This window comes from uncultured Allobosea sp. (assembly GCF_945956895.1).
Taxonomy (GTDB): domain Bacteria; phylum Pseudomonadota; class Alphaproteobacteria; order Rhizobiales; family Beijerinckiaceae; genus Allobosea.
In genome coordinates, this window is sequence record NZ_CAMFJF010000004.1 from 60675 (window position 1) to 82279 (window position 21605).

The 21605-nt window shown below is 66.8% G+C and carries 25 protein-coding genes and 1 other RNA gene; 6 read left to right on the top strand and 20 right to left on the bottom strand.

Annotated features, from left to right (window positions below):
- Nucleotides 1-7: 7 nt before the first annotated feature.
- From Q0Q02_RS03990 to rpmH, 19 genes are all read right to left on the bottom strand, one after another.
- The gene (locus tag Q0Q02_RS03990; RefSeq protein ID WP_293807099.1) at nucleotides 8-1324 is read right to left on the bottom strand and encodes a hypothetical protein; all 1317 of its coding nucleotides are present in this window, start codon (nucleotides 1322-1324) and stop codon (nucleotides 8-10) included.
- 151 nt (nucleotides 1325-1475) lie between these two features.
- Nucleotides 1476-1826: a RidA family protein gene (locus Q0Q02_RS03995; protein ID WP_293807100.1), complete on the bottom strand. Its 351-nt coding sequence runs from the start codon at nucleotides 1824-1826 to the stop codon at nucleotides 1476-1478.
- Between the two features lie 118 nt (nucleotides 1827-1944).
- Nucleotides 1945-2391: a VTT domain-containing protein gene (locus Q0Q02_RS04000; protein WP_293807101.1), complete on the bottom strand. Its 447-nt coding sequence runs from the start codon at nucleotides 2389-2391 to the stop codon at nucleotides 1945-1947.
- Between the two features lie 141 nt (nucleotides 2392-2532).
- Complete coding sequence (gene coaA / locus Q0Q02_RS04005; RefSeq protein WP_293807325.1) at nucleotides 2533-3507, bottom strand: type I pantothenate kinase; 975 nt, start codon at nucleotides 3505-3507, stop codon at nucleotides 2533-2535.
- 81 nt (nucleotides 3508-3588) lie between these two features.
- Nucleotides 3589-3909 (bottom strand): phosphoribosyl-ATP diphosphatase, encoded by a 321-nt coding sequence (locus Q0Q02_RS04010; protein ID WP_293807102.1) that lies wholly within the window; start codon nucleotides 3907-3909, stop codon nucleotides 3589-3591.
- Between the two features lies 1 nt (nucleotide 3910).
- Nucleotides 3911-4675: an imidazole glycerol phosphate synthase subunit HisF gene (gene hisF / locus Q0Q02_RS04015; protein ID WP_293807104.1), complete on the bottom strand. Its 765-nt coding sequence runs from the start codon at nucleotides 4673-4675 to the stop codon at nucleotides 3911-3913.
- The gene (gene hisA, locus Q0Q02_RS04020; protein WP_293807327.1) at nucleotides 4672-5427 is read right to left on the bottom strand and encodes a 1-(5-phosphoribosyl)-5-[(5-phosphoribosylamino)methylideneamino]imidazole-4-carboxamide isomerase; all 756 of its coding nucleotides are present in this window, start codon (nucleotides 5425-5427) and stop codon (nucleotides 4672-4674) included. The genes hisF and hisA overlap by 4 nt, the downstream gene beginning before the upstream one ends.
- The gene (gene hisH, locus Q0Q02_RS04025) at nucleotides 5415-6071 is read right to left on the bottom strand and encodes an imidazole glycerol phosphate synthase subunit HisH (protein ID WP_293807106.1); all 657 of its coding nucleotides are present in this window, start codon (nucleotides 6069-6071) and stop codon (nucleotides 5415-5417) included. Before hisH ends, hisA begins: the two co-directional genes overlap by 13 nt.
- Nucleotides 6068-6553 (bottom strand): DUF2628 domain-containing protein, encoded by a 486-nt coding sequence (locus tag Q0Q02_RS04030; RefSeq protein ID WP_293807108.1) that lies wholly within the window; start codon nucleotides 6551-6553, stop codon nucleotides 6068-6070. Before Q0Q02_RS04030 ends, hisH begins: the two co-directional genes overlap by 4 nt.
- 9 nt (nucleotides 6554-6562) lie before the next feature.
- A complete protein-coding gene (gene hisB, locus Q0Q02_RS04035; protein WP_293807110.1) occupies nucleotides 6563-7150 on the bottom strand; it encodes an imidazoleglycerol-phosphate dehydratase HisB in 588 nt (195 codons plus the stop codon).
- Between the two features lie 232 nt (nucleotides 7151-7382).
- Nucleotides 7383-8579, bottom strand: a complete 1197-nt coding sequence (gene metZ / locus Q0Q02_RS04040; protein WP_293807112.1) for an O-succinylhomoserine sulfhydrylase — start codon at nucleotides 8577-8579, stop codon at nucleotides 7383-7385.
- Between the two features lie 117 nt (nucleotides 8580-8696).
- A complete protein-coding gene (locus Q0Q02_RS04045) occupies nucleotides 8697-9437 on the bottom strand; it encodes a pyrimidine 5'-nucleotidase (RefSeq protein ID WP_293807114.1) in 741 nt (246 codons plus the stop codon).
- A gap of 176 nt (nucleotides 9438-9613) precedes the next feature.
- The gene (gene argB / locus Q0Q02_RS04050) at nucleotides 9614-10510 is read right to left on the bottom strand and encodes an acetylglutamate kinase (protein ID WP_293807116.1); all 897 of its coding nucleotides are present in this window, start codon (nucleotides 10508-10510) and stop codon (nucleotides 9614-9616) included.
- 87 nt (nucleotides 10511-10597) lie between these two features.
- Nucleotides 10598-10969, bottom strand: a complete 372-nt coding sequence (locus Q0Q02_RS04055; protein WP_293807118.1) for a DUF423 domain-containing protein — start codon at nucleotides 10967-10969, stop codon at nucleotides 10598-10600.
- Between the two features lie 6 nt (nucleotides 10970-10975).
- Nucleotides 10976-11641, bottom strand: a complete 666-nt coding sequence (yihA, locus tag Q0Q02_RS04060; RefSeq protein WP_293807120.1) for a ribosome biogenesis GTP-binding protein YihA/YsxC — start codon at nucleotides 11639-11641, stop codon at nucleotides 10976-10978.
- A gap of 148 nt (nucleotides 11642-11789) precedes the next feature.
- On the bottom strand, nucleotides 11790-12422 hold the full coding sequence (locus Q0Q02_RS04065) for a CatB-related O-acetyltransferase (RefSeq protein WP_293807122.1): 633 nt from the start codon (nucleotides 12420-12422) through the stop codon (nucleotides 11790-11792).
- Nucleotides 12423-12472: 50 nt separating this feature from the next.
- Entirely contained in the window at nucleotides 12473-14341 is a 1869-nt protein-coding gene (yidC, locus tag Q0Q02_RS04070) for a membrane protein insertase YidC (RefSeq protein WP_293807329.1), read from the bottom strand.
- Between the two features lie 52 nt (nucleotides 14342-14393).
- The gene (rnpA, locus tag Q0Q02_RS04075) at nucleotides 14394-14810 is read right to left on the bottom strand and encodes a ribonuclease P protein component (protein WP_293807124.1); all 417 of its coding nucleotides are present in this window, start codon (nucleotides 14808-14810) and stop codon (nucleotides 14394-14396) included.
- 54 nt (nucleotides 14811-14864) lie between these two features.
- Nucleotides 14865-14999: a 50S ribosomal protein L34 gene (rpmH, locus tag Q0Q02_RS04080; protein WP_038364779.1), complete on the bottom strand. Its 135-nt coding sequence runs from the start codon at nucleotides 14997-14999 to the stop codon at nucleotides 14865-14867.
- Nucleotides 15000-15242: 243 nt separating this feature from the next.
- On the opposite strand from rpmH, the gene ffs reads away from it, so the two are divergent.
- The 4 genes from ffs (at nucleotide 15243) to recR (ending at nucleotide 18382) form a co-directional block, all read left to right on the top strand.
- Nucleotides 15243-15341, top strand: an RNA gene (gene ffs, locus Q0Q02_RS04085) — signal recognition particle sRNA small type.
- Nucleotides 15342-15428: 87 nt separating this feature from the next.
- On the top strand, nucleotides 15429-17303 hold the full coding sequence (locus Q0Q02_RS04090) for a DNA polymerase III subunit gamma/tau (protein ID WP_293807126.1): 1875 nt from the start codon (nucleotides 15429-15431) through the stop codon (nucleotides 17301-17303).
- Nucleotides 17304-17324: 21 nt separating this feature from the next.
- Nucleotides 17325-17645, top strand: a complete 321-nt coding sequence (locus tag Q0Q02_RS04095; RefSeq protein WP_047572605.1) for a YbaB/EbfC family nucleoid-associated protein — start codon at nucleotides 17325-17327, stop codon at nucleotides 17643-17645.
- Nucleotides 17646-17776: 131 nt separating this feature from the next.
- On the top strand, nucleotides 17777-18382 hold the full coding sequence (gene recR, locus Q0Q02_RS04100; protein ID WP_293807130.1) for a recombination mediator RecR: 606 nt from the start codon (nucleotides 17777-17779) through the stop codon (nucleotides 18380-18382).
- A 132-nt stretch (nucleotides 18383-18514) separates the two neighbouring features.
- Here the strand turns inward: recR and Q0Q02_RS04105 are convergent, their stop codons facing one another.
- The gene (locus Q0Q02_RS04105) at nucleotides 18515-19219 is read right to left on the bottom strand and encodes a porin family protein (RefSeq protein ID WP_293807132.1); all 705 of its coding nucleotides are present in this window, start codon (nucleotides 19217-19219) and stop codon (nucleotides 18515-18517) included.
- 184 nt (nucleotides 19220-19403) lie between these two features.
- Between Q0Q02_RS04105 and Q0Q02_RS04110 the strand changes: the two genes are divergently transcribed.
- Together Q0Q02_RS04110 and Q0Q02_RS04115 are read left to right on the top strand one after the other, a co-directional pair.
- The gene (locus tag Q0Q02_RS04110; RefSeq protein ID WP_293807134.1) at nucleotides 19404-20453 is read left to right on the top strand and encodes a YihY/virulence factor BrkB family protein; all 1050 of its coding nucleotides are present in this window, start codon (nucleotides 19404-19406) and stop codon (nucleotides 20451-20453) included.
- A 130-nt stretch (nucleotides 20454-20583) separates the two neighbouring features.
- Nucleotides 20584-21453 (top strand): VOC family protein, encoded by an 870-nt coding sequence (locus Q0Q02_RS04115; RefSeq protein WP_293807136.1) that lies wholly within the window; start codon nucleotides 20584-20586, stop codon nucleotides 21451-21453.
- The last annotated feature ends 152 nt before the right edge of the window (nucleotides 21454-21605 follow it).

Sequence of the window (21605 nt, forward strand, 5' to 3'; positions counted from 1 at the left end):
GGCGGGATCAGCCGCCGAGCAGCTTGGTCGCAACTGCGCCGGCCGCCCCGAGCCGTTTCTGCAGATCGGCCGCGAGGGTGCCGCCATTCGCAGCCTTAAGCGCGATCTGGGTGGCCGCCATCAACTGTGCCAACGCCTGCTGTGCCAGGGCCTTGTCCTTGTTGCGACGCGCGAGTTGGAGCATGGCCTCGGCCTGGTTGGCCCGCGTCTGCGCCCAGAGCAACGGCACGCGTTCCTCGCGATATTCCTCCAGCGCGGCAGCGAAGGCGGCGATGGCCTCCTCGATCACCACGGGTTCGCTGTAGCGCTCGCCCATGGCGGCGAGGACACCGCCCATCTGGTCCTGCAATTCGGCCCAGCGCATGGGCGTGCGGCTGCGGTCGGTCGCCTGGGAGACCCGGTTGAGCCCGTTGAAGGCGCGCTCGAGCAGGGAGAGGTCGCTGCGCCGCCGGCCGAGCGTGGCGCGGGCGCGGGAGATCATGTGCTCGGCTTCGAGCCAGCGGGCCTCGTCGTCGCTGCGCTTCCAGACCGCGAGCGCGGTGGCATAGGTAGCGACCGCCTCTTCGAGCAGGTTGTCGTCCTTCCGCGAGACGCCGAGATTGACCGCGAGCCGGCCCAGCCGCAGCTTCAGGGCGCGCCAAAGCGCGGGCGCTTCGTCATGGCGCAGGTCCTCGATACCTGCGCGGCAATGAGCGAGGGCTTCATCGAGCAGCTTGGTGTTGCCGGTGAGCCCGGCGAGCTTGTCGAGCGCGGTGGCCAGCGCCTCCTGAACCCCGGCAAAGGCGACGGTATCGGCCAGGCTGTCCAGCCCTTCGAGCAAGCGGCGTAAGGCCGGAATGGCAGCGTCATAGCCGTCGCGGCCGCCGAAATCCTCGCTGATCCGCGCTAGCGCCTTCGCCTGTTCGAGCGCCGTTTCGCGGCTGCGGTCGATCGCGGCGAGGCCGATCAGGGAGGAGGCCTCGCCATAGCGGGCGGCAGCTTCGTGATAGGCCTCTGCCGTCGTGCGCAGGAAGCTGAGTGCCGCCCGGTCGGCACGGTTTTCACCGATCAGCAGCCGGCGTTCGAGCGGAAGTGTCGAAAGGTCGGTCGAGCCGCCGATGGCATGCAATTCGGCTTGGGCGAGGCATTTATCCGCTTCCGCGAAACGGCCCTCAGTGATCGCCGTCGCTGTCTCGCCGCGCAGGCGCTTGATCTCGTCATCGCCCAGCGCTGTGGCCAGGCGCGCCACCAGTGCGAGGAAATCGCCGGCCTTGCGGTTGAGCAGGGCATCGCCGGGCAAGCTGGAGCCGGCGCGGCGCAACCAGTCCGCCATCATCGCGGCCATGGCAACCGGCGATACGCCGCGGTGTGCGGCGACACGCGCCAGGAGCGGAGCGATCTGGTCGGATTGACTGATGGCTGCCTCCTGCTCCGGGGTCGGGGTGATTGTCGGGGTCGCCGCGCGCCCGCATAGGCGCGCGGCGACCGAAATCGGCTTACTTCGCGGCGATGACCGCGATTTCGACCGTGAACTGCGGCGCGGCCAGCTTGGCCTCGACCGTGGCGCGGCCCGGCGTGGCCCCAGTGACGACCCACTTGTCCCAGACGGCATTCATCTCGGCGAAGGTCGACATGTCGGAGAGCCAGATGTTGACCATCAGCAGCTTGGTCTTGTCGGTGCCGGCCTCGGCCAGGAGGCCGTCGATGATGCCGAGGATATCGGCGGTCTGCTCGCCGACGCTCTTGCCGGCAGCCTTGTCCGCGACCTGGCCGGCCAGATAGACGGTGCTGCCGTGCACGACGGCCTTGGACATGCGCGGGCCGACGCCGATACGCTGAATGCTCATAATCTGATCTCCTTGAACGGACGCTTCGCTGGTAGCCCGGCCCGGCCAGTTTCGCAAATGGTATGCGTCTGACGTAAGGGCAGTATCCGCGGGAAGGCGTAGGATAAGGCCGAAATGGTCAGGCGAAGCTGGCCCAGCCCGCCCAGAGCGCCGCATAGCGCCCGGCCTTGCCGATCAGGACGAGCAGGGTGAAACGCCAGAACGGATAGTTCAGCGTTCCCGCCGCGAAGGTCAGCGGATCGCCGACGATCGGCAGCCAGGCCAGCAGCAGCGATGGCCAGCCGAAGCGGGCGAACAGACCCTGCGCCTGGGCGAAGCGCTTCGGGTCGGGCCGCAGGCGGGCCGGCAGCCGGTCGACGCCATGGCGCGCGATCATCAGGCCGAGCCACCAGTTGAGGATCGAGCCGGCCGTGTTCGCCAGGCTCGCGGTCAGGAACAGCGCGAGCGGGTCGACACTCTTCGCCGCGAGCAGCCCGACGAAGACCGCTTCCGACTGCGCCGGCAGCAGCGTCGCGGCGACGAAAGCCGCGCTCGCCATGCCGGCAAGCGACCAGAAGGCTTCCATCAGCCCGGCCCCCCCGTCGTTCCGGGCAAGCGGCGAAGCCTTGCAGGTCGGGAATCCATCGGAGAGCTTGCCGCTCCGCGATGGATTCCGGCGCTTCGCTGCGGCCGGAATGACGACAATGGTTTGGGCAAGATCGAGATATTACAGCCGGCGCAGCGCGACCTGCTGGATGCGATGGCTCGCGCCCTTGGTCAGGATCAGGCTGGCACGCTGGCGGGTCGGCAGGATGTTGTCCTGCAGGTTCGGCAGGTTGATGCCGGTCCAGAGCTTCTCGGCGATGGCGAGCGCCTCCTCCTCGCCGATCTCCGCATATTTGCGGAAGAACGAGCGCGGATCGCGGAAGGCCGTCTGGCGCAGCGTCATGAAGCGGTTGACGTACCAGCGGTGCAGGTCGTTCTCGTCGGCATCGAGATAGACGGAAAAGTCGAAATAATCGGAGACGAAGGGGATGGCGGTGCCGTCCTTTGGCATCCGGTTCGGCTGCAGGACGTTGAGCCCCTCCAGGATCAGGATGTCCGGCCGCTCGACCGTCACCGTCTCGCCGGGCACGACATCGTAGACAAGGTGAGAATAGACCGGCGCGGTCACCCGCGGCTTGCCGGCCTTGACGTCCGAGAGGAAGCGCAGGATCGCTGCGCCGTCATAGCTCTCCGGGAAGCCCTTGCGCTGCATCAGCCCGCGCCGCTCCAGTTCGGCATTGGGCAGGAGGAAACCGTCGGTGGTGACGAGCTCGACCTTCGGCGTGTTCGGCCAGCGCGAGAGCAGGGCCTTGAGCACGCGCGCCGTGGTCGACTTGCCGACCGCGACCGAACCGGCGACGCCGATGACATAGGGCACCTTGGGCTCGGACTCGGCCATCAGGAAGCGCTGCGTTGCCTTGAACAGCCCCTGCGTCGCCGCGACATAGAGCGAGAGCAGCCGCGACAGCGGCAGGTAGATCGCCACGATCTCGTCGAGCGAGATCGGGTCGTTGATCGATTGCAGCTTGGTGAGATCGTCGACCGAGAGCGTCAGCGGCTGGTCGGCGCGCAAATGCGCCCACTCGTCGCGCGAGAACAGGCGATAGGGCGAGACGAGATCGCGTTCGGGTGGGTAGGAGATCAGGCGCTGGTCCATGACGCGGCCCGCAATCCAGGCTTCGAGGTTCAAGGGAGGGTCATCCTGCCGGGTCCATCCTCACGCAACTCAACCGGCTGATTACCGGGGTCTGGCCGCCTTTTCCGCCAGCCCGGAGCGGGCCGTGCGGGCCTCAAGCTGGCTCAAGACGTCTTGCAATGCAACATCGCGCGCCTTGAGCACAACCAAAAGATGATAGAGCACATCGGCGCTCTCGGCGATCAGTTCGGCGCGATCGCCCTTCACGGCCGCGATGACGGCTTCAATCGCCTCCTCGCCGAATTTCTTGGCGGCGCGCTCGGGACCGGCTGCCAGCAGCTTCGCGGTCCAGGATTCCTCGGGCGAGGCGGCGGCGCGCTCGGCCACGCGGGCTTCGAGATCGGAGAGGGTGAAACCCGTCATCTCAGTCCAGTCTCATCCTGAGGCCGGCTTCCGCCATATGCGCCTTGGCCTGGCCGATCGTGTAGGTGCCGAAATGGAAGATCGAGGCGGCGAGCACGGCCGAGGCATGGCCTTGCGCGACGCCGGCGACGAGATCGTCGAGATCGCCGACGCCGCCGGAGGCGATGACCGGGACCGAGACCGCGTCGGCGATCGCCCGCGTCAGGCCGAGATCGTAGCCGACCTTGGTGCCGTCGCGATCCATCGAGGTGACCAGCAATTCGCCGGCGCCGAGCGAGACGACCTCGCGCGCGAAGGCGACGGCCTCGATGCCGGTGGCGTTGCGCCCGCCATGGGTGAATATCTCCCAGCGGCCGGGGGAGACCTGCTTGGCGTCGATCGCGACGACCACGCACTGGTCACCGAACTTCTCGGCCGCTTCCTTGACGAACTGGCGGTTGGTGACGGCGGCGGTGTTGATCGCGACCTTGTCGGCCCCGGCGAGCAGCAGCGCGCGGATATCCTCGACCTTGCGCACCCCGCCGCCGACGGTGAGCGGCATGAAGCAGGCTTCCGCCGTGCGCGTCACCACGTCGAGCAGGGTGCCGCGATTTTCCTGGCTCGCCGTGATGTCGAGGAAGCAGAGCTCGTCGGCGCCGGCGGCGTCATAGGCCTTGGCGGCCTCAACCGGATCGCCGGCATCGACGAGATCGAGAAACTTCACGCCCTTGACGACGCGGCCGTCCTTGACGTCGAGGCAGGGGATGATGCGGATCTTGAGGGTCATGCCGCCTCTCCCGTGCCGGCTGCCGCCAGCCGCTTCAGCGCCTCGCCTGCGTCGATGCGCCCGTCATAGAGCGCCCGGCCCGTGATCGCGCCTTCGAGGATTGCGGCGTCGGCTGCGCAGAGGCGTTCGATATCGGCCATCGAGGCCAACCCGCCCGAGGCGATCACCGGGATCGACACGGCCTGCGCCAGCGCGATCGTGCCCTCCCAGTTGATGCCCTCCAGCATGCCGTCGCGGGCGATGTCGGTGTAGATGATCGCGGCGACGCCGGCATCTTCGAAACGCTTGCCGAGATCGGCAGCCGCCAGCGAGGAGGTCTCGGCCCAGCCTTCAACGGCCACGAAGCCGTCGCGCGCGTCGATGCCGACCGCGACCTGCCCCGGAAATTCCTTCGCCGCCTCGCGCACGAAGCCGGGATCGCGCACCGCCGCCGTGCCGATGATGACGCGTCGGACGCCCTTCTCGAGCCAGCCGGCGACCGTCTTCATGTCGCGGATGCCGCCGCCGAGTTGCACCGGAAACGCCACGCGCTTCAGGATCGCCTCGACCGCGGCCGCGTTCATCGGCTTGCCGGCGAAGGCGCCGTCGAGATCGACGACATGCAGCCACTGGAAGCCTTGGCGCTCGAAAGCGGCGGCCTGCGCGGCCGGGTCGTCGTTGAAGACCGTGGCCTGCGCCATGTCGCCCTGCTTCAGCCGGACGCAGCGGCCTTCCTTCAGGTCGATCGCGGGAAAGAGAATCATGGTGCCCAGCTCAGGAAATTCGTGATGAGCTTCAGCCCCAGCTTCTGGCTCTTCTCGGGGTGGAACTGCGTGCCCGCGACATTGCCATGGGCAACCATCGCGGTCACCGGCCCGCCATGGTCGGTGAGGGCCAGTACATCCTGCGGGCGCGCAGCCGCCAGCGCATAGGAATGGACGAAATAGGCATGCAGCCCCTGCGGGCCGGTCTCGATGCCGTCGAGCAGGGGGTGCTCGTCCTGCTTGTGCAGGGTGTTCCAGCCCATATGCGGGATCTTGAGGGCGTCGTCCGTCGGCTTGATCAGCGTGACGTCGCCCGGAATCCAGCCGAGCCCCTGCGTGACCGTATATTCCAGTCCGCGTGAGGCGAGCAGCTGCATGCCGACGCAGATCCCGAGGAAGGGCCGGCCCTTGCCCCGCACCACCTCTTCCAGCGTCTCGACCATGCCGGGGACGGCATCGAGCCCGCGCCGGCAATCGGCGAAGGCGCCGACGCCGGGCAGCACGATCCGGTCGGCCGCGCGCACGATCTCGGTGTCGCTGGTGACGTGGATGGTCGAGGGAATGCCGGCTTCCGCCGCCGCCCGCTCGAAGGCTTTCGCGGCCGAGTGCAGGTTGCCCGAGCCGTAATCGATGATCGCGACATTCTGGCTCATCGTCCGCGGGCCTCCGGAAACAGGCCGATGATCGGCAACGGGCCGCTCGGCCGCGCAGCGACCGCAGCCGGAGCCGCTTCGACGCGCGGCAGCGCGGCCTCGCCGGCGAGTGCCCGCTCGAAATAGCGGCGCTCGGCCTCGGCCAGCGTGCGGGCCTCGACGACATCCGCAAGCCGCCAGCCCTGGCGGGCGAGCTTGCGGACGACAAGGTTGTTGCCCTCGACGCCGAGGAACAGGGCGATCGCCCAATAGATCAGCGTGAGCGCGCTGGCATGCAGGCCGAAGCGGCTGTTCAGCCAGATCAGCACGCCCCAGAGGAGAGCGAAGACGAGCGTCGCCAGCCAGAGCCGCTTGCCCAGCAGCCAGAGGCCGGAGAGCAGGAAGGCGCCCCAGGCGAAATGCTCGGGGATCAGCCGCGCCTGTTCGATTTCCTCGCGCCGGTCGCCTTCGGGCGGCGGCGTCATGACGGTGTAGAATGCCATCGAGACCTCCTACAAGGCGCCCTTGGTCGAGGGAATGCGGTCGCCCTCGCGCGGATCGACATCGAGCGCCTGCCGCAGCGCCCGCGCCAGCCCCTTGAAGCAGCTTTCGGCGATGTGGTGGGCGTTGTCGCCATAGAGCGTCTCGACATGCAGCGTGATGCCGGCATTGATCGCGAAGGCCTGGAAGAACTCGCGCACCAGCTCGGTATCGAAGGTGCCGATCTTCTGCGCCTTGAATTCGGTGCGGAAGACCAGGAACGGCCGGCCGGAGACGTCGACGGCGACGCGGGTCAGCGTCTCGTCCATCGGCAGGTGAACGTCGGCATAGCGCCGGATGCCCTTCTTCGAGCCGAGAGCCTGCTTCAGGGCCTCGCCCATGGCGATGCCGGCATCCTCGACCGAATGGTGGTCGTCGATATGGGTGTCGCCCTTCACCTTGACCGTGAGATCGATCAGCGAATGGCGGGCGAAGAGGTCGAGCATATGGTCGAAGAAGCCGACGCCGGTGGCGATCTCGGCCTTGCCGGTGCCGTCGATCAGGAGCGAGACCGCGATATCGGTCTCGTTTGTGCGGCGCTTCACTTCGCCCGAACGCATGCTGGCCTCTCAAGCCTTTAGCGGGAAACGGCCCCGCTTTAGCAGGGGCTGGCGGCGATGGCCACTGGCCGAGCGTACTCGCGAACCTCCGTTGTCATCCCGGACAAGCCGCGAAGCGGCGCCGATCCGGGATCCATGCCTGAACCCCTACCGGAAGCGCTCCGGAATGGATCCCGGGTCTACGCTTCGCTTCGCCCGGGATGACGGTGGAGGTTCTGTGCGAGGGAGGTGATCAAACCTTCGCCAGTGCCTGCTCCAGATCGGCGATCAGGTCGTCAGGGTGCTCCAGTCCGATCGAGAGGCGGATCAGCCCGTCGCTGACACCCATCGCCGCGCGCACCTCCGGCGTGAAGCGCTGATGCGTCGTCGTCGCCGGGTGGACGATCAGGCTCTTGGCGTCGCCGAGATTGTTCGAGATGCGGATCAGCTTGCAGGCGTCGAGCAGGCGATAGGCGCCTTCCTTGCCGCCGGGCACCTCGAAGGCGATCATGGTCGAGGGGCCGCTCATCTGGCGCTTGATGATCTCGGCCTGCGGATGGTTCTTGTGGCCGGGGAAGATCACCTTGGTCGGCTTGCTCTGCGCCGCCAGCCAGTCGGCGACCGCCGTGGCGTTCTGCGCCTGCTTGGCGACGCGCAAAGGCAGCGTCTCCAGCGCCTTCAGCATCACCCAGGCGTTGAAGGGCGAGAGGATCGGCCCGGTCTGGCGCAGGTAGTTCTGGATATCGGCCTCGATCACCTCTTTCGAGCCGAGGATCAGCCCGCCGAGGCAGCGGCCCTGGCCGTCGATATGCTTGGTCGCGGAATAGACCACGAGATCGGCGCCGAGCTCGAGCGGGCGCTGGTAGAGCGGCGTGGCGAAGACATTGTCGACGACCAGCTTGGCGCCGGCTTCCTTCGCGATCTTGGCGATGGCCGCGATATCCAGCACTTCAAGCGTCGGGTTCGACGGCGATTCCAGGAAGAACAGCTTGGTATTGGGGCGCACCGCCTTGCGCCAGGCGTCGAGATCGGTGCCCTCGACCAGCGTCGTCTCGACGCCGTAGCGCGGCAGATGGTCCTCGATGATGTAGCGACAGGAACCGAACAGCGCGCTCGCCGCGACGACATGGTCGCCGGCCCGCACCGGCGCCATCATGGCGGCGGTGACCGCCGCCATGCCGGTCGCGGTCGCGCGACAAGCCTCGGCGCCCTCGAAGGAAGCCATGCGGGCCTCCAGCATCGCGGTCGTCGGGTTGCCGAGCCGGCCGTACTGGAAGCCGGGATCGGTGTTCAGGAAGCGACCTTCGGCCTGCGCGGCATTGTCGTAGACATGGCCCTGCGTCAGGTAGAGCGCCTCGGACGTCTCGCCGAACTGCGAGCGCAGGATGCCGTCATGGACGAGGCGGGTCTCGGGGTGCAGCTTGGCTGCGGCGTTGTCCGGTGACGACATGGAACTCTCGATCCGTTCTTTATAACGGACAGGAGCAGTATCAGCTCCCAGGGAGTTCGTAAAGAAGAACGGAATTTCCTTTTTTAGGGAACCTGAGCGGGAGGAAACGCCTCCTGCTCAGGCCTGCCGTCCGCCGGGACGCCCGAGCGGTTTGAGGAAGCTGGTGAGGTCGGCGGTGACGTGGTGGACATGGCCCGCCTCGATCGCGACCTGTTCCCAGGCCTCGCGGAAGGGGTCGGGCGTCTGCGGCACGATCAGCACGGTCTTCATGCCGAGGTCGCTCGGCACGATCAGGTTCTTCTCGATATCCTCGAACATCGCCGCCCGGCCGGGATCGACCGCGTGCTTGGCCAGGAAATTCTCATAGGTCGCGCGCTCGGGCTTCGGCAGGAACCCGGCATGGACGATGTCGAAGATATCCTCGAACTGGTCGAGGATGCCGAGCTTGCCGGCGACGTTCCTGGCATGGCCGACCGAGCCGTTGGTCAGGATCAGCTTGCGGCCGGGCAAGGCCGCGAGCGCCGCGCCGAGCTCCGGATTGGGTTCCAGAAACGTCAGATCGATGTCATGGGCGAAATCGAGGAACTGATCGGGATCGATCCGGTGCTCCTCCATCAGCCCCTTCAGCGTCGTGCCGTAGCGGTGATAGTAATATTGCCGCAGCGCATGAGAGGACAGGCCGTCGAGCCCGAACAATTCCTGCAGGAACAGCGTGATGCGCTCGTTGACCTGCGGCCAGACGCGGCTCTCATGCGAATACAGCGTGTTGTCGAGATCGAAGATCCAGTGGTCGACATGCGCGAAGCCTTCCGCCGTCAGGGGCGGGGTCGCGGCAGGTGTGTCTGCGAGTTTTTTCATAGGACTCCGTGATGTGGCGAGCCGGAGTCTGCGCCGCAAGTGCTTGGCGGGGGCTTAATCGGCAAAGCGCAACGCTCTGCCGTCATTGCGAGCGGAGCGAAGCAATCCAGGGGCGGCCGCGCTCTACGCCCCCTGGATTGCTTCGTCGCTGCGCTCCTCGCAATGACGGGAGGCGATCAACGCCGGATGATCGTGCCGGCACCGGTATCGGTGAAGAGCTCGATCAGCGCCGCATGGGGCACCTTGCCGTCGAGGATGACGACCGCCTCGACGCCCTTTTCCAGCGCGTAGATGCAGGTCTCGATCTTCGGGATCATGCCGCCGGAGATCGTGCCGTCGGCGATCAGGTGGCGGCATTCCTCGACCGTGAGCTCCGGGATGAGCTGCTTGTCCTTGTTCAGCACGCCCGGCACGTCGGTGAGCAGCAGCAGGCGCTTGGCGTTGAGCGCCCCGGCGATGGCGCCCGCGAAGGTGTCGGCGTTGACATTGTAGGTCTGGCCGTCGGCTGCGGCGCAGACCGGCGCCAGAACCGGGATCAGCTCGGCCTTGAGCACCGCGTCGAGCACGGTGGTGTTGACCGTCTCGGGCTCGCCGACGAAGCCGAGATCGAGCACTTCCTCGATCTTGGAATCGGGATCGACGATGGTGCGCGTCACCTTGCGGGCGGTGACCATGTTGCCGTCCTTGCCGCAGAGCCCGATGGCGCGCCCGCCCTCGCGGCTGATGTAGCCGACGATCTCCTTGTTGACCGAGCCGGCCAGCACCATCTCGACGACCTCGACGGTCGCCTCGTCGGTGACGCGCAGGCCCTGCTTGAACTCGGACTGGATGCCGAGCTTCTTCAGCATCGCCGCAATCTGCGGGCCGCCGCCGTGGCAGACCACCGGTTTCAGGCCGGACTGTTCGAGCAGCACGATATCCTCGGCGAAATCCTCGGCGGTGGCGGCGTCGCCCATGGCGTTGCCGCCATACTTGATGACGATGACCTCCTGGTCATAGCGCTGCATATGCGGCAGCGCCTGCACCAAGAGTTCGGCGGATTGCGACGGCGTCAGATGGGGATGGTCGGTCATTCGGGCAGGCTCCGCGCGGCCGCAAGGACAGATGCGGGGGCGCTTCTAACCGAACTTGCGCGGCGGTGGAAGAACGCCGCGCGGTGATCAGCTGCGCTTCGCGGTCACGGCAGCGACCGCGAGCCCGAGCCAGCCGCCGAGCATGAACCAGCCGCCGATCGGGGCCGCGCGTGGAAACAGCGCCGTGCCGCCAAAGCCGCGTCGGGCGAGATCGGCGGCGAACAGGCACGCGCCGACGATGATCGCCGAGAGCGCGACCCGCGCCAGCAGGTCATGAAGATGCCCGCCCCGACGTGCCGCGGTGGCACCGATAATGACGGAGGCGTGGAACAGCAGCATCTGTCCGGCGGTCTGGACGTGTGCGGGATCGACCGCGACATGGGCGGCCGCCGCCAGCAAGGCGACGCCGGCGAAGCCCATCAGGGCGGCAAAGGCCAGATGGATGCGTGTCGCGGTCATCCTGGCTCAGCCGTGCTCGCCCAGCACGCGGCCGATCGCAGCGCGGAATTCCGGGATGCCCATCCCCGTCTCGCTGGAGGTCAGCAGCACTTCGGGGAAAGCGGCCGGGCGGCGCTTGATCTCGTCATAGGTCGCCTCGGTCATGAACTGCTGGTCGGCCTTCTTCAGGGCGTCGCCCTTGGTCAGCACGACCTGATAGGACACGGCGGCCTTGTCGAGCGTCTCCAGCACGGCGCCGTCGACATCCTTGATGCCGTGGCGGGCGTCGATCAGCACATAGACGCGCATCAGGTTGGAGCGGCCGCGCAGATAGTCGTGGATCAGCCTGGTCCAGGCCGCGACCTTCTCCTTGCCGACGGCGGCATAGCCGTAGCCGGGCATGTCGACGATGGTCAGGCGCTCGTCATGGTCGACCTGGCGGAAGAAGTTGAGCTGCTGCGTCCGGCCCGGCGTATGCGAGGTGCGCGCCAGCGCGTTGCGCCGCGTCAGCGCGTTGATCAGGCTCGACTTGCCGACATTGGAACGCCCGGCGAAGGCGATCTCCTGGCCGACCATCGGCGGCAGGTCGTCGATCTTGGTTGAGGCCCAGACGAAGTCCCACGGGCCCTCGAAGAGCTTGCGGGCCGCCTCGATCTCCTCGGCGTCATAGGGCTTTGTCGTCGATGTGGTCATGGCTTCCGTTCTTTCGAAATCAGAAGCCCTCATCCTGAGGAGCCGCGCAAGCGGCGTCTCGAAGGATGCTCCAGCGCGCACTGGAACATCCTTCGAGACGCAGCCTGAAGGCTGCTCCTCAGGATGAGGGCTGAGGATGAGGTAGGTCTTACACGGCTGCGCGCAAAGCGTCGATATCGGCGCCCTGGATCGCGTCGACATGACGCGCGATCCTGTCTGCCGCCCAGTCCCACCAGCGGATCGTCAGCAGCTCGGCCACGATCTCCGGCGCAAAGCGCATCTTCACGATCCGGCCGGGATTGCCGGCGACCACGGCATAAGCAGGCACGTCCTTCGTCACCTGCGCCCGCGTGCCGATGATCGCGCCGTCGCCGATCGTCACGCCCGGCATGATCACCGCCTCGCGCCCGATCCAGACATCGTTGCCGATCACCATGTCGCCGCGATTGTTCGGGCCGGGGCGCTTCAGGCTTTCGGGATCGCCGAGGCCGAACATCTGGAAGGGAAAGGTCGAGAAGCCGCCGATCGGGTGGTTGGCGCCGTTCATGATGAACTGCGCCGCCTGCGCGATGGCGACGAATTTGCCGATGATGAGCCGGTCGCCGATGAAGTCGAAATGATAGCGCACGCAGCGGGCGACGAAATGCTCCGGCCCGCGCGAGTCGTCATAGTAGCTGTAGTCGCCGATTTCGATCAGCGGGTGGTCGACCACCGCCTTCAGGAAGGCCGTGCCCTTCCAGCCGGGGATCGGGTGGCGCGTGCTCGGATCGGGCAATGGCATCGGGACGGCCTTCAAAAGCGAAGGGCGGGAAACCCCCGCCCTTCGATCTCTCATTTCTTGTTGGTGTTGGCGGGGTTGGGTGCGCCGCCTGCGGCTGCCGGCTTCTTGCCGAACATGCCCTTGAGGTTGTCGAATAACTCGATCTTCACCCCGTTCTTCTTCATGATGTAGCCCTGCTGGGTCACCGAGAGCAGGTTGTTCCAGCTCCAGTAGATCACCAGGCCGGCCGGGAACGAGCCGAGCAGGAAGGTGAAGAACACCGGCATCCAGGTGAACATCATCTTCTGCACCGGGTCCGGCGGCTCGGGGTTCATCTTCATCTGGATGAACATCGTGATGCCCATGATGATCGGCCACAGGCCGAGATGCAGCATGGCCGGCGGGGTGAACGGGATCAGCCCGAACAGGTTGAACAGGTTGGTCGGGTCCGGCGCCGCGAGATCGTGGATCCAGCCGAAGAACGGCGCGTGCCGCATCTCGATGGTGATGAACAGGATCTTGTAGAGCGCGAAGAATACCGGGATCTGCAGCAGCACCGGCCAGCAGCCGGCCACCGGGTTGATCTTCTGCGTCTTGTACAGCTCCATCAGAGCCTGCTGCTGCTTCATCTTGTCGTCGGCATAGCGCTCGCGGATCGCCGTCATTTCCGGCTGCAGCGCCTTCATCTTCGCCATCGAGGCGTAGGACTTGTTGGCGAGCGGGAAGAACAGGCCCTTGAGCAGCACCGTAACGATCAGGATCGCGACACCGAAATTGCCGATGTGCTTGTAGATCCAGTCGAGCACGAAAAAGAGCGGCTTGGTGATGAAATAGAACCAACCCCAGTCGATCAGCAGGTCGAAGCGCTGGATCTTCTGGCTGTCCTCATAGCCGTTGATCGCCGCGACTTCCTTGGCGCCGGCGAAGAGCCGGGCATTGGACGAGACCGTGGCGCCCGGCGCGACAGCGATGCCCTCGCCGAGGAAATCGGCCTGGTAGGTGCGGCCGGTGCCGGTCTGGACCGAGGAGTAGCGGCCCTCGTACTTGCGCTGCTGGTCGGGGACGACCGCGGCGGCCCAGTACTTGTCGGTGATCCCCACGAAGCCGCCGACGGCATCCTTCCAGGTCTTGCCGGTCGTGCCCGGCGAGAGCAGCGGCTCCTTGTCGAGCTTGTCGTAGGTGTATTCCTGCAGGCCCTGCTCGCCGAGATAGCCGACGAGGCCTTCGTGCAGCACGTAATAGCCCAGCGTCGCAGGCTTGCCCTGGCGGACGATCTGGCCATAGGGGAACAGGGTCACGCCAGCGCCGCCCTTGTTCTCGACCTCGTCGCGGATCGTGAACATCGCGTTGTCGTCGACGCTGATGATGCGCTTGAAGGTCAGACCCTGACCGTTGTCCCAGCTCAGCGTGACCGGCTTGGCCGAGGTCAGCACCTGGTTGTCGGCGGTCCAGACCGTCGTGGCGTTCGGTAGCGTGACCGTCGTGCCGGGCGCAGCGACCCAGCCGAAATCGGAATAATAGGCGTCAGGCCCGCCGATCGGCGAGAGCAGCACGATGATCGGGCTCTTCGGGTCGACGGTCTCGCGATAGGCCTTGAGCGAGACGTCGTCGATGCGCGCACCGGTCAGCGAGATCGAGCCGGCGATCTTGGGCGTGTCGATCTTGATGCGGGGGCTCGCCGCCAGCGCCTGCTCGCGGGTGCCGATGGCCTGCGTCGCGGCAGCGCCCGGCGCGGCGGAGCCGGCGGGCTGGCCGGGCGTGGCGGGGGCCGGGGTGGAGCCCGAAGCCGCGGGCGCCTGCTGGCCCTGGGCCTGCTGGTTCTGGCGGGCGATCTCCTGCTGCTTGTCCATCTGCGGCTTGGCATAGAAGAACTGCCAGCCGAGCAGGATGATCACCGACAGGACGATCGCGAGAAGCAGATTGCGGTTGTCTTCTTTCATCATGGTCGAAAACGGATCTCGCTTGGTCCGGCAGGGGCGGGGCGCGGCTTGGTCAGGCTTGCGGTGGCGCGCCGCGCTTGGGATGCGGGCGGCGCCGGTCAGCATGCGGCTTTTGAGGCTTTGCCCGGTCGATGGCAATCGAAAGATCGGCGACGAGCGTCTGGAATCTGGCGCCGAGCACCTCGGAGCGCGCGACGATCACGATGTCGCAGGGGCGTTCGGTCTGGCTGGCGAGCGCCTGCTTGGCCGCTTCGCGCAGGCGCCGGCGGATGCGATTGCGCTTCACGGCATTGCCGGTCTTGCGCGAGGCGGTGAGGCCAAGGCGTAAGCCAACGGGTTCGCCGCCCTTGCGGGCCTCGTCGGGCGCGGCATCGCGCACCTGCGCCATGAAGGCGGACGAACGAAAACGGCGGCCGTGTTCGGCCGCCGCCAGAAATTCTTTGCGTTGCGTCAGACGGGCGAGGCGCATGGCGATTGGCCTGTCTTCCGAAACCGGCGCGCTGTCGTGACGCGCCAGAGCTCGTCAGGCCGACAGGCGCTTGCGGCCGTGGGCGCGGCGAGCGGCGATGACCTTGCGGCCGCCCTTGGTCGCCATACGGGCGCGATAGCCGTGGCGGCGCTTGCGAACCAGCTTGCTGGGTTGATAGGTTCTCTTCACGGTCCGTCTCCGGGGCCTTTATGAGCACGACGGCCGCGGCTTTCCCAAGGAAAGCATGGCCAACCGAGCCTGTCATGCGATAAGGGGCGGCGCCGCCTTTCGGCTGCGCAGGTCGCGGGCTTATGACGGATGGACGACACCGAGTCAACGCCAAACTGGCAGTTTCACGTCTGAGCGCGACGAAGCTTCGCGGTCTCTGCGATGCCGGCTTGCGATTCGCGCAGACATCCACGATATAGCGGGCGGGAGGTTGGCGAGGGACGTCTCACTCGCCAACCGGGTCAGGTCCGGAAGGAAGCAGCCCTAACGAGACCGAACGGGTCTTCGTCCAGCCTCCCACCTCATGCGCCCGATAAAGCGCCGGGACCGAAGCCCGGAACCGGCGCGGCGCCATTGACCCTCGCCTCCCGATTGGCGAAACCAGTCCGCATGACCGACCAGATCGACGCCGCCTCTGCTGACGAACCGGGATTCGCCGGTTTCGATCCGGCGCCTGCGCCGCCAGCCACCGCCAATGGGGCGCCCGCGCCCTATCGCGTGCTCGCACGAAAATACCGTCCGGCGCATTTCGGTGACCTGATCGGCCAGGAAGCGATGGTGCGCACGCTGACCAATGCCTTTGCGGCGGGCCGCATCCCGCAGGCCTGGATGCTGACCGGCGTGCGCGGCGTCGGCAAGACCACGACCGCCCGCATCCTGGCGCGCGCGCTCAACTTCCAGACGCCCGACGGGCAGGGCGCCCCGACCACGGACCTGCGCGATTTCGGCATCCATTGCCGCGAGATCATCGAAGGCCGCCATATCGACGTGATGGAGATCGACGCGGCCTCCAACAACAGCGTCGACAACATCCGCCAGATCAACGACGCCGTGCGCTATGCGCCCGTCTCAGCCCGCTACAAGGTCTATATCGTCGACGAGGTGCACATGCTCTCGACCGGCGCCTTCAACGCCTTCCTCAAGACGCTGGAGGAGCCGCCGCCGCATGCGAAGTTCATCTTCGCGACGACGGAAATTCGCAAGGTGCCGATCACGGTGCTGTCGCGCTGCCAGCGCTTCGACCTGCGCCGTGTCGAAGCCGACATGCTGGTCGATCATCTCGCCAATATCTGCCGGGCCGAAAGCGTCGATGCCGAGCAGGAAGCACTTGCCGCCGTCGCCCGCGCCGCCGAAGGTTCGGTGCGCGATTCCCTTTCGATCCTCGACCAGGCCATCGCGCATGCGGCCGGCCGGATCACGCTCGACGATATCCGCTCGATGCTCGGCCTCGCCGACCGGGCCCGCGTCATCGATCTCTTCGAAGCCGTGATGAAGGGCGATATCGCCGCGGCGCTCGGCGAGTTGCGGGCGCAATACGATGCCGGCGCCGATCCGGTCGTGGTGCTGAACGATCTCGCCGAATTCACCCATCTCGTCACCCGCCTCAAGCTCGTGCCCGAGGCGGTGAAGGACAACAGCCTCGCCCAGGCCGAGCGCGTGCGCGGCGGCGATTTCGCCCAGCGCCTCTCGGTGCGCATCCTCGCCCGCACCTGGCAGATGCTGCTCAAGGGCATTGCCGAGGTGAAGCAGGCCGACCGGCCGGTCATGGCGGCCGAGATGGTTCTGGTCCGCCTCGCCCACGCCGCCGACCTGCCGACGCCGGACGAGGCGCTCAAGATGCTGCGTGACGGCATGGGCTCCGTCCCCGCCGGCAACGGCAATGGTGGCAATGGCATGGGGATGCCTCGTCCGCCCTCAGGCGGCGGCAATACGGCGCTCGCCGCCCGCCCGATCCTCGCCAGCGCCAATCCCGCACCTGCCCCGGTCGCCCGTGCGGCGGCTGCGCCGATGGCGATCGTCGCCTCGCTGGAGGATGTCGTCGCGCTGGCCTCCCAGCACCGCGACATCACGCTCAAGATCGCGCTGGAGCGCGATATCCGGCTCGTCCGCTTTGAGGCCGGCCGCATCGAGTTTTCGCTGGCCGAGGGCGCCTCGCGCACCCTCGCGCAGGATCTGTCCCGCCGCCTCAAGGAATGGACAGGCCAGACCTGGATGGTAGCCGTCGTCAACGAGGAGGGCGGCGCCACCATGCGGGAGCAGGCCGCCGCCGCCAAGGATCAGCGCGAGAGCGACGCCGCGGCCCATCCGTCGGTCAAGGCGGTGCTGGAGCGCTTCCCCGGCGCGCGCATCGTCGATGTCCGCGATCCCCGTGCCATCGCTGCCGCCGAGATGGCGGCTTCCGCGCCGACCGAAGACGAATACCTGCCCGATGCCGAGCCCCTGTTCGACGATTCCGAACCGGATTTCGACGGCATCGATTTCTGACGATTTCGAGGAGGATTTCCGATGCGCGACATGATGGGCCTGATGAAGCAGGCGCAGCAGATGCAGCAGAAGATGGCCGACATGCAGGCCGAGCTCGACAATATCGAGGTCGAGGGCGGCGCCGGCGGCGGCATGGTCACGGTGACGATGACGGCCAAGGGCGCGCTCAAGGGCGTGAAGATCGATCCGAGCCTGATGGTGCCGGACGAGCGCGAGATCCTCGAGGACCTGATCGTAGCCGCCGCGAACGACGCCCGCACCCGCGGCGAGCGCGTCATGCAGGAGCGCATGGCCGAGATCACCAAGGGCCTGCCGATCCCGCCGGGCATGAAGCTGTTTTGATTTCCAATCCTCACGTGTCATCCCGGGCGTAGCGAAGCGAAGACCCGGGATCCATTCCGGAACGGTTCAGGCATGGATCCCGGGTCTCCCTTCGGTCGCCCAGGATGACGTTTCACACTTCAGAGAAATCGATGTCCCGCGCCATTGCCGGTCCCGAGATCGAAAGGCTGATCCAGCTCCTGGCCAAGCTGCCGGGGCTCGGGCCGCGCTCGGCAAGGCGTGCCGCCTTGCATCTCGTCAAGAAGCGCGAGCAACTGCTCGGCCCGCTCTCCGAGGCGATGGTGGTGGCGCGCGAGCGCATCGTCGTCTGCGCCCGTTGCGGCAATGTCGATACCAGCGACCCCTGTGGCCTCTGCACCGATCCGCGCCGCGACGATTCTCTGATCGTCGTCGTCGCCGATATCTCCGATCTCTGGGCGCTGGAGCGTTCGGGCGCGGTTTCAGGCCGCTATCATGTTCTGGGCGGCGTGCTCTCGGCGCTCGATGGCGTGCGCCCCGAGCATCTTTCGCTCGACGCGCTGGTGGCGCGCGCCTCCGATCCGGTGGTGAAGGAGGTCATCCTTGCGCTTAATGCCACGGTCGACGGCCAGACCACGGCGCATTTCATCACCGATCTCATGGCGCATCTGCCGGTGAAGGTGACGAAGCTCGCCCATGGCGTGCCGGTCGGTGGCGAGCTCGACTATCTCGACGACGGCACTCTGGCCGCCGCCATCCGTCAGCGCACGGGCTTCTGAAAGCGTCTCGCGTCCCTCCCAGTCATTGCGAGCGTAGCGAAGCAATCCAGGGGGACCAGGCTGGACGTCTCACCCAGTCCCCCTGGATTGCTTCGTCGCTTCGCTCCTCGCAATGACGAGAAGGTTCGTTCCTCAGAACTTGTAGGCGACGCTGGCGCGGGCGCTGTGGCTCGACAGTTCCTGCGAGCCGGTCAGGCCCGGGAAGGCGCCGGAACTGGCGAAGCGATTCCGCCCGAAATCGGTGTAGCGGTATTCGGCGCCGAGGATCAGGTGGTCGGTGAAGGCGAAATTGACGCCGGCCCCGACATTCCAGCCGGTTCGCGCGCTGGTGAGCCGCTCGCCGAAGCCGGCACCGGGCGCGAAGACGCGCCGCTCGTATTCGGTGAAGGAGGCGCCGCCGGTGCCGTAGACCATCAGCCGGTCGAAGGCGAGGCCGAGGCGGGCGCGGGCCGAGCCCTGCCAGTCCTGGCTGATGCGGCCGGAGAGGCCGATTCCGTCGAAGCGGCTGCGGCTGTTCAGCGCCTCGACATCGCCCTCGACGCCCAACACGATGCCGCCGAGCTGATAGTTGAAGCCGCCATGGGCGCCGCCGAAAGCCGTATCCTCGCCAGCCCGGAAGCTGACCGGCGCGAAGCCGCCGCCGGCCGAGCCGATCCGCACCCGGTTGCTGCCCCAAGAGTAGCCGCCTTGCAGGCCGGCGTAGAAACCGGTCCAGGAATAGAGCGCCGGCAGCTCGGGAGCCGGCGGCAGGGCGACCTTGCGCAGGTCGGCCGCATAGGCCGCACCAGACAGCAGGATCGCGAGGCCCGTCAGGCCGGCTCTGAACAGCTTCGTCATCGGACTCATCCGGAAGGACAGACAAGCGCCTGCCGCTCCCGGCCGCGCCCTGTCATAACGAAGCATTAAGGTTAACAATCGGCTAAGCGGCGCCCCTGCCGGCTTCGCATCGGAACGATTGCGGCCAGATGCGGTTGCTCGCATGCTGGCACGCGCGAATTGGCTGCGGAGAAACGGGTCCGACATGGCTTTCCTGAAACGGATCACGGGCGCTGCCGGGATCGGGGTGGCGTTCGGCTATCTGTCGGGATTGCTGTCCGGCAAGCTCGGGCGGCGTCGGGAGGAAGCCATGCGCGGCCGGCTGGCGAAGACGCCGCTGCAGATGACCTGGCTCGGCTGGAAGGACGTGCTGCTGCGCTTTGCCGGCAATGTCGCCGAGAACCGCCTCTCGTCGCTGGCTGGCGCGGTCGCCTTCTTTACCCTGCTCTCGCTCGTGCCGGCCTTATCGCTGATGGTCACGCTCTACCGCTATTTCACCGATCCTGCGACCATCGCCGGCCAGCTCGACACAGTGACGACGATGTTCCCGCAGGCCGCGCGCGAGCTCATCCACGAGCAGGCGGTCAGGCTCTCGACACAATCCGGCTTCGTCTTGTCCACGACCTTCTATGTCAGCCTGCTCGTCGCGGCCTGGTCGGCCAATGCGGCGGTGAAGGCGCTCTTCGATGCGCTGAACATCATCTATCGCGAGGCAGAGAAGCGCAGCTTCCTCAAGCTCAATGCGATCTCGCTGTTCACGACGGTCAGCGGCGTCGTGCTGCTCACCGCGGCCTTGATCGCCATCGCGAGCCTCCCGGTCGTGACCGCGCTGTTTCCCTTCCATTCCGAGCTCGAGCGCTTGATCGGGCTGGTGCGCTGGCCGGCCTTCTTCGTCGTGGCGACGCTCTCGATCGCAGTCCTCTACTGGATCGGCCCGAGCCGCGAGCGGGTGCGCTTCATCTGGGTCATGCCCGGCGCCCTCGCCGCGGCCCTGCTCTGGGGCGCGGCCTCCTATTGCTTCTCCTGGTATGTCTCGACGCTCGGCAACTACACGGCGGCCTATGGCTCGCTCGCGACCGTCGTGGTGTTCATGACCTGGCTCTGGCTCTCGGCGATGATCGTGCTGGCCGGCGCCGAGCTCAATGCCGAGCTGGAGCACCAGACGGCGCATGACACCACGATCGGCCGGCCGAAGCCGCTCGGCCAGCGCGGCGCCACCATGGCGGACCGCGTCGGTCCGGCCAGGGCGGAGTGAGGCCGGCTCCGAGGCCACGGGTCATTGCAAGGATGCAATCGCAGCCTTGTCGGCCGGGTGGGCGACAAGATCAGGCGGAAGCGCCATTTTAGGGGTGCGGTCGGCTGGGCCGCCGCGAAAGGATTTTCCCATGGTCGCAACCATTGAACGGACCGACTCCGCCGCCACCCTCGAAGCCCACAAGGCGCCGGTCTTCATCGGCGCCGTGACGCTGCGGGTCCACGACCTCCCGGCGTTGACGGCCTATTACCGTGACGCGATCGGCCTTGGCCTGATCCGGCAGGATGCGGCGAGCGCCGATCTCGGTGTCGGCGGACAGGTTCTCGTCCGGTTGGAAGCCGGCGCGGCCCGGCCGACCTCGGCCGCCGGCCTGTTCCATCTCGCCATCCTGCTGCCGTCCAGGCAGGATCTCGCCAACTGGCTGAGGCATGCCGCGGTCGCGCGCATCCCGCTCGAAGGCGCCTCCGACCATCTCGTCAGCGAGGCGCTCTATCTCTCCGATCCCGAGGGTAACGGCATCGAGATCTATCGCGACCGCAAGCGCGGGGAATGGCCGCGCAAGCCCGATGGCGGCATCGCCATGGCGACCGAGCGGCTCGATCTCGACAAGCTGCTGAGCGAGGCCGACGAAGCGGCTTATGCCGGCATGCCCGCGGGCACGGGCATGGGCCATATCCATCTGCGCGTCGGCGATACGGCGGCGGCTGAAGCCTTCTATCGCGACCTGCTCGGCTTCGACCTGATGGTGCACTATCCCGGCGCGAGCTTCCTCGCCAGCGGCGGCTACCATCATCATATCGCCGGCAATATCTGGGGCAGCCGCGGCGCCGGCCCGCGCCAGCCGGGCGAGGCGGGGCTCGATCGCTTCGAGCTGGTCGCGCGCGATGAGGCCGATTTTGCGGCGATGCGTCAGCGCATCCTGGCTGCGGGCGGCAACGAGGCCGATGGTGCGCCGACGGTCGCCGATCCCTGGAACAACCGGCTGGTTCTGGTGCGCTGAAGGCCCTTGGCTTTCTGGAGAACCACGCCGTCATCCCGGGCTTGACCCGGGATCCATCGTAGAGCGCTGCGCCTTTCGATGGATTCCGGATCGGCGCCGCTTTCGCGGCTTGTCCGGAATGACGGCATGTTTCTGCGACAGTGAAACAGGCT

What these genes read in the sequence shown, in the direction of transcription:
- Q0Q02_RS04065 (WP_293807122.1), bottom strand. Translation starts at nt 12,422, where the DNA reads ATGCCATTGCCCGATCCGAGCACGCGCCACCCGATCCCCGGCTGGAAG.
- Q0Q02_RS04095 (WP_047572605.1), top strand. Translation starts at nt 17,325, where the DNA reads ATGCGCGACATGATGGGCCTGATGAAGCAGGCGCAGCAGATGCAGCAG.
- hisH (WP_293807106.1), bottom strand. Translation starts at nt 6,071, where the DNA reads ATGAGCCAGAATGTCGCGATCATCGATTACGGCTCGGGCAACCTGCAC.
- yihA (WP_293807120.1), bottom strand. Translation starts at nt 11,641, where the DNA reads ATGACCACATCGACGACAAAGCCCTATGACGCCGAGGAGATCGAGGCG.
- argB (WP_293807116.1), bottom strand. Translation starts at nt 10,510, where the DNA reads ATGACCGACCATCCCCATCTGACGCCGTCGCAATCCGCCGAACTCTTG.
- Q0Q02_RS04055 (WP_293807118.1), bottom strand. Translation starts at nt 10,969, where the DNA reads ATGACCGCGACACGCATCCATCTGGCCTTTGCCGCCCTGATGGGCTTC.
- Q0Q02_RS04115 (WP_293807136.1), top strand. Translation starts at nt 20,584, where the DNA reads ATGGTCGCAACCATTGAACGGACCGACTCCGCCGCCACCCTCGAAGCC.
- rnpA (WP_293807124.1), bottom strand. Translation starts at nt 14,810, where the DNA reads ATGCGCCTCGCCCGTCTGACGCAACGCAAAGAATTTCTGGCGGCGGCC.
- recR (WP_293807130.1), top strand. Translation starts at nt 17,777, where the DNA reads ATGTCCCGCGCCATTGCCGGTCCCGAGATCGAAAGGCTGATCCAGCTC.
- Q0Q02_RS04045 (WP_293807114.1), bottom strand. Translation starts at nt 9,437, where the DNA reads ATGAAAAAACTCGCAGACACACCTGCCGCGACCCCGCCCCTGACGGCG.
- Q0Q02_RS04030 (WP_293807108.1), bottom strand. Translation starts at nt 6,553, where the DNA reads ATGGCATTCTACACCGTCATGACGCCGCCGCCCGAAGGCGACCGGCGC.
- coaA (WP_293807325.1), bottom strand. Translation starts at nt 3,507, where the DNA reads ATGGACCAGCGCCTGATCTCCTACCCACCCGAACGCGATCTCGTCTCG.
- Q0Q02_RS04000 (WP_293807101.1), bottom strand. Translation starts at nt 2,391, where the DNA reads ATGGAAGCCTTCTGGTCGCTTGCCGGCATGGCGAGCGCGGCTTTCGTC.
- hisB (WP_293807110.1), bottom strand. Translation starts at nt 7,150, where the DNA reads ATGCGTTCGGGCGAAGTGAAGCGCCGCACAAACGAGACCGATATCGCG.
- hisF (WP_293807104.1), bottom strand. Translation starts at nt 4,675, where the DNA reads ATGACCCTCAAGATCCGCATCATCCCCTGCCTCGACGTCAAGGACGGC.
- Q0Q02_RS03990 (WP_293807099.1), bottom strand. Translation starts at nt 1,324, where the DNA reads ATGGCCGCGATGATGGCGGACTGGTTGCGCCGCGCCGGCTCCAGCTTG.
- Q0Q02_RS04090 (WP_293807126.1), top strand. Translation starts at nt 15,429, where the DNA reads ATGACCGACCAGATCGACGCCGCCTCTGCTGACGAACCGGGATTCGCC.
- Q0Q02_RS04010 (WP_293807102.1), bottom strand. Translation starts at nt 3,909, where the DNA reads ATGACGGGTTTCACCCTCTCCGATCTCGAAGCCCGCGTGGCCGAGCGC.
- yidC (WP_293807329.1), bottom strand. Translation starts at nt 14,341, where the DNA reads ATGAAAGAAGACAACCGCAATCTGCTTCTCGCGATCGTCCTGTCGGTG.
- Q0Q02_RS04110 (WP_293807134.1), top strand. Translation starts at nt 19,404, where the DNA reads ATGGCTTTCCTGAAACGGATCACGGGCGCTGCCGGGATCGGGGTGGCG.
- metZ (WP_293807112.1), bottom strand. Translation starts at nt 8,579, where the DNA reads ATGTCGTCACCGGACAACGCCGCAGCCAAGCTGCACCCCGAGACCCGC.
- Q0Q02_RS03995 (WP_293807100.1), bottom strand. Translation starts at nt 1,826, where the DNA reads ATGAGCATTCAGCGTATCGGCGTCGGCCCGCGCATGTCCAAGGCCGTC.
- Q0Q02_RS04105 (WP_293807132.1), bottom strand. Translation starts at nt 19,219, where the DNA reads ATGACGAAGCTGTTCAGAGCCGGCCTGACGGGCCTCGCGATCCTGCTG.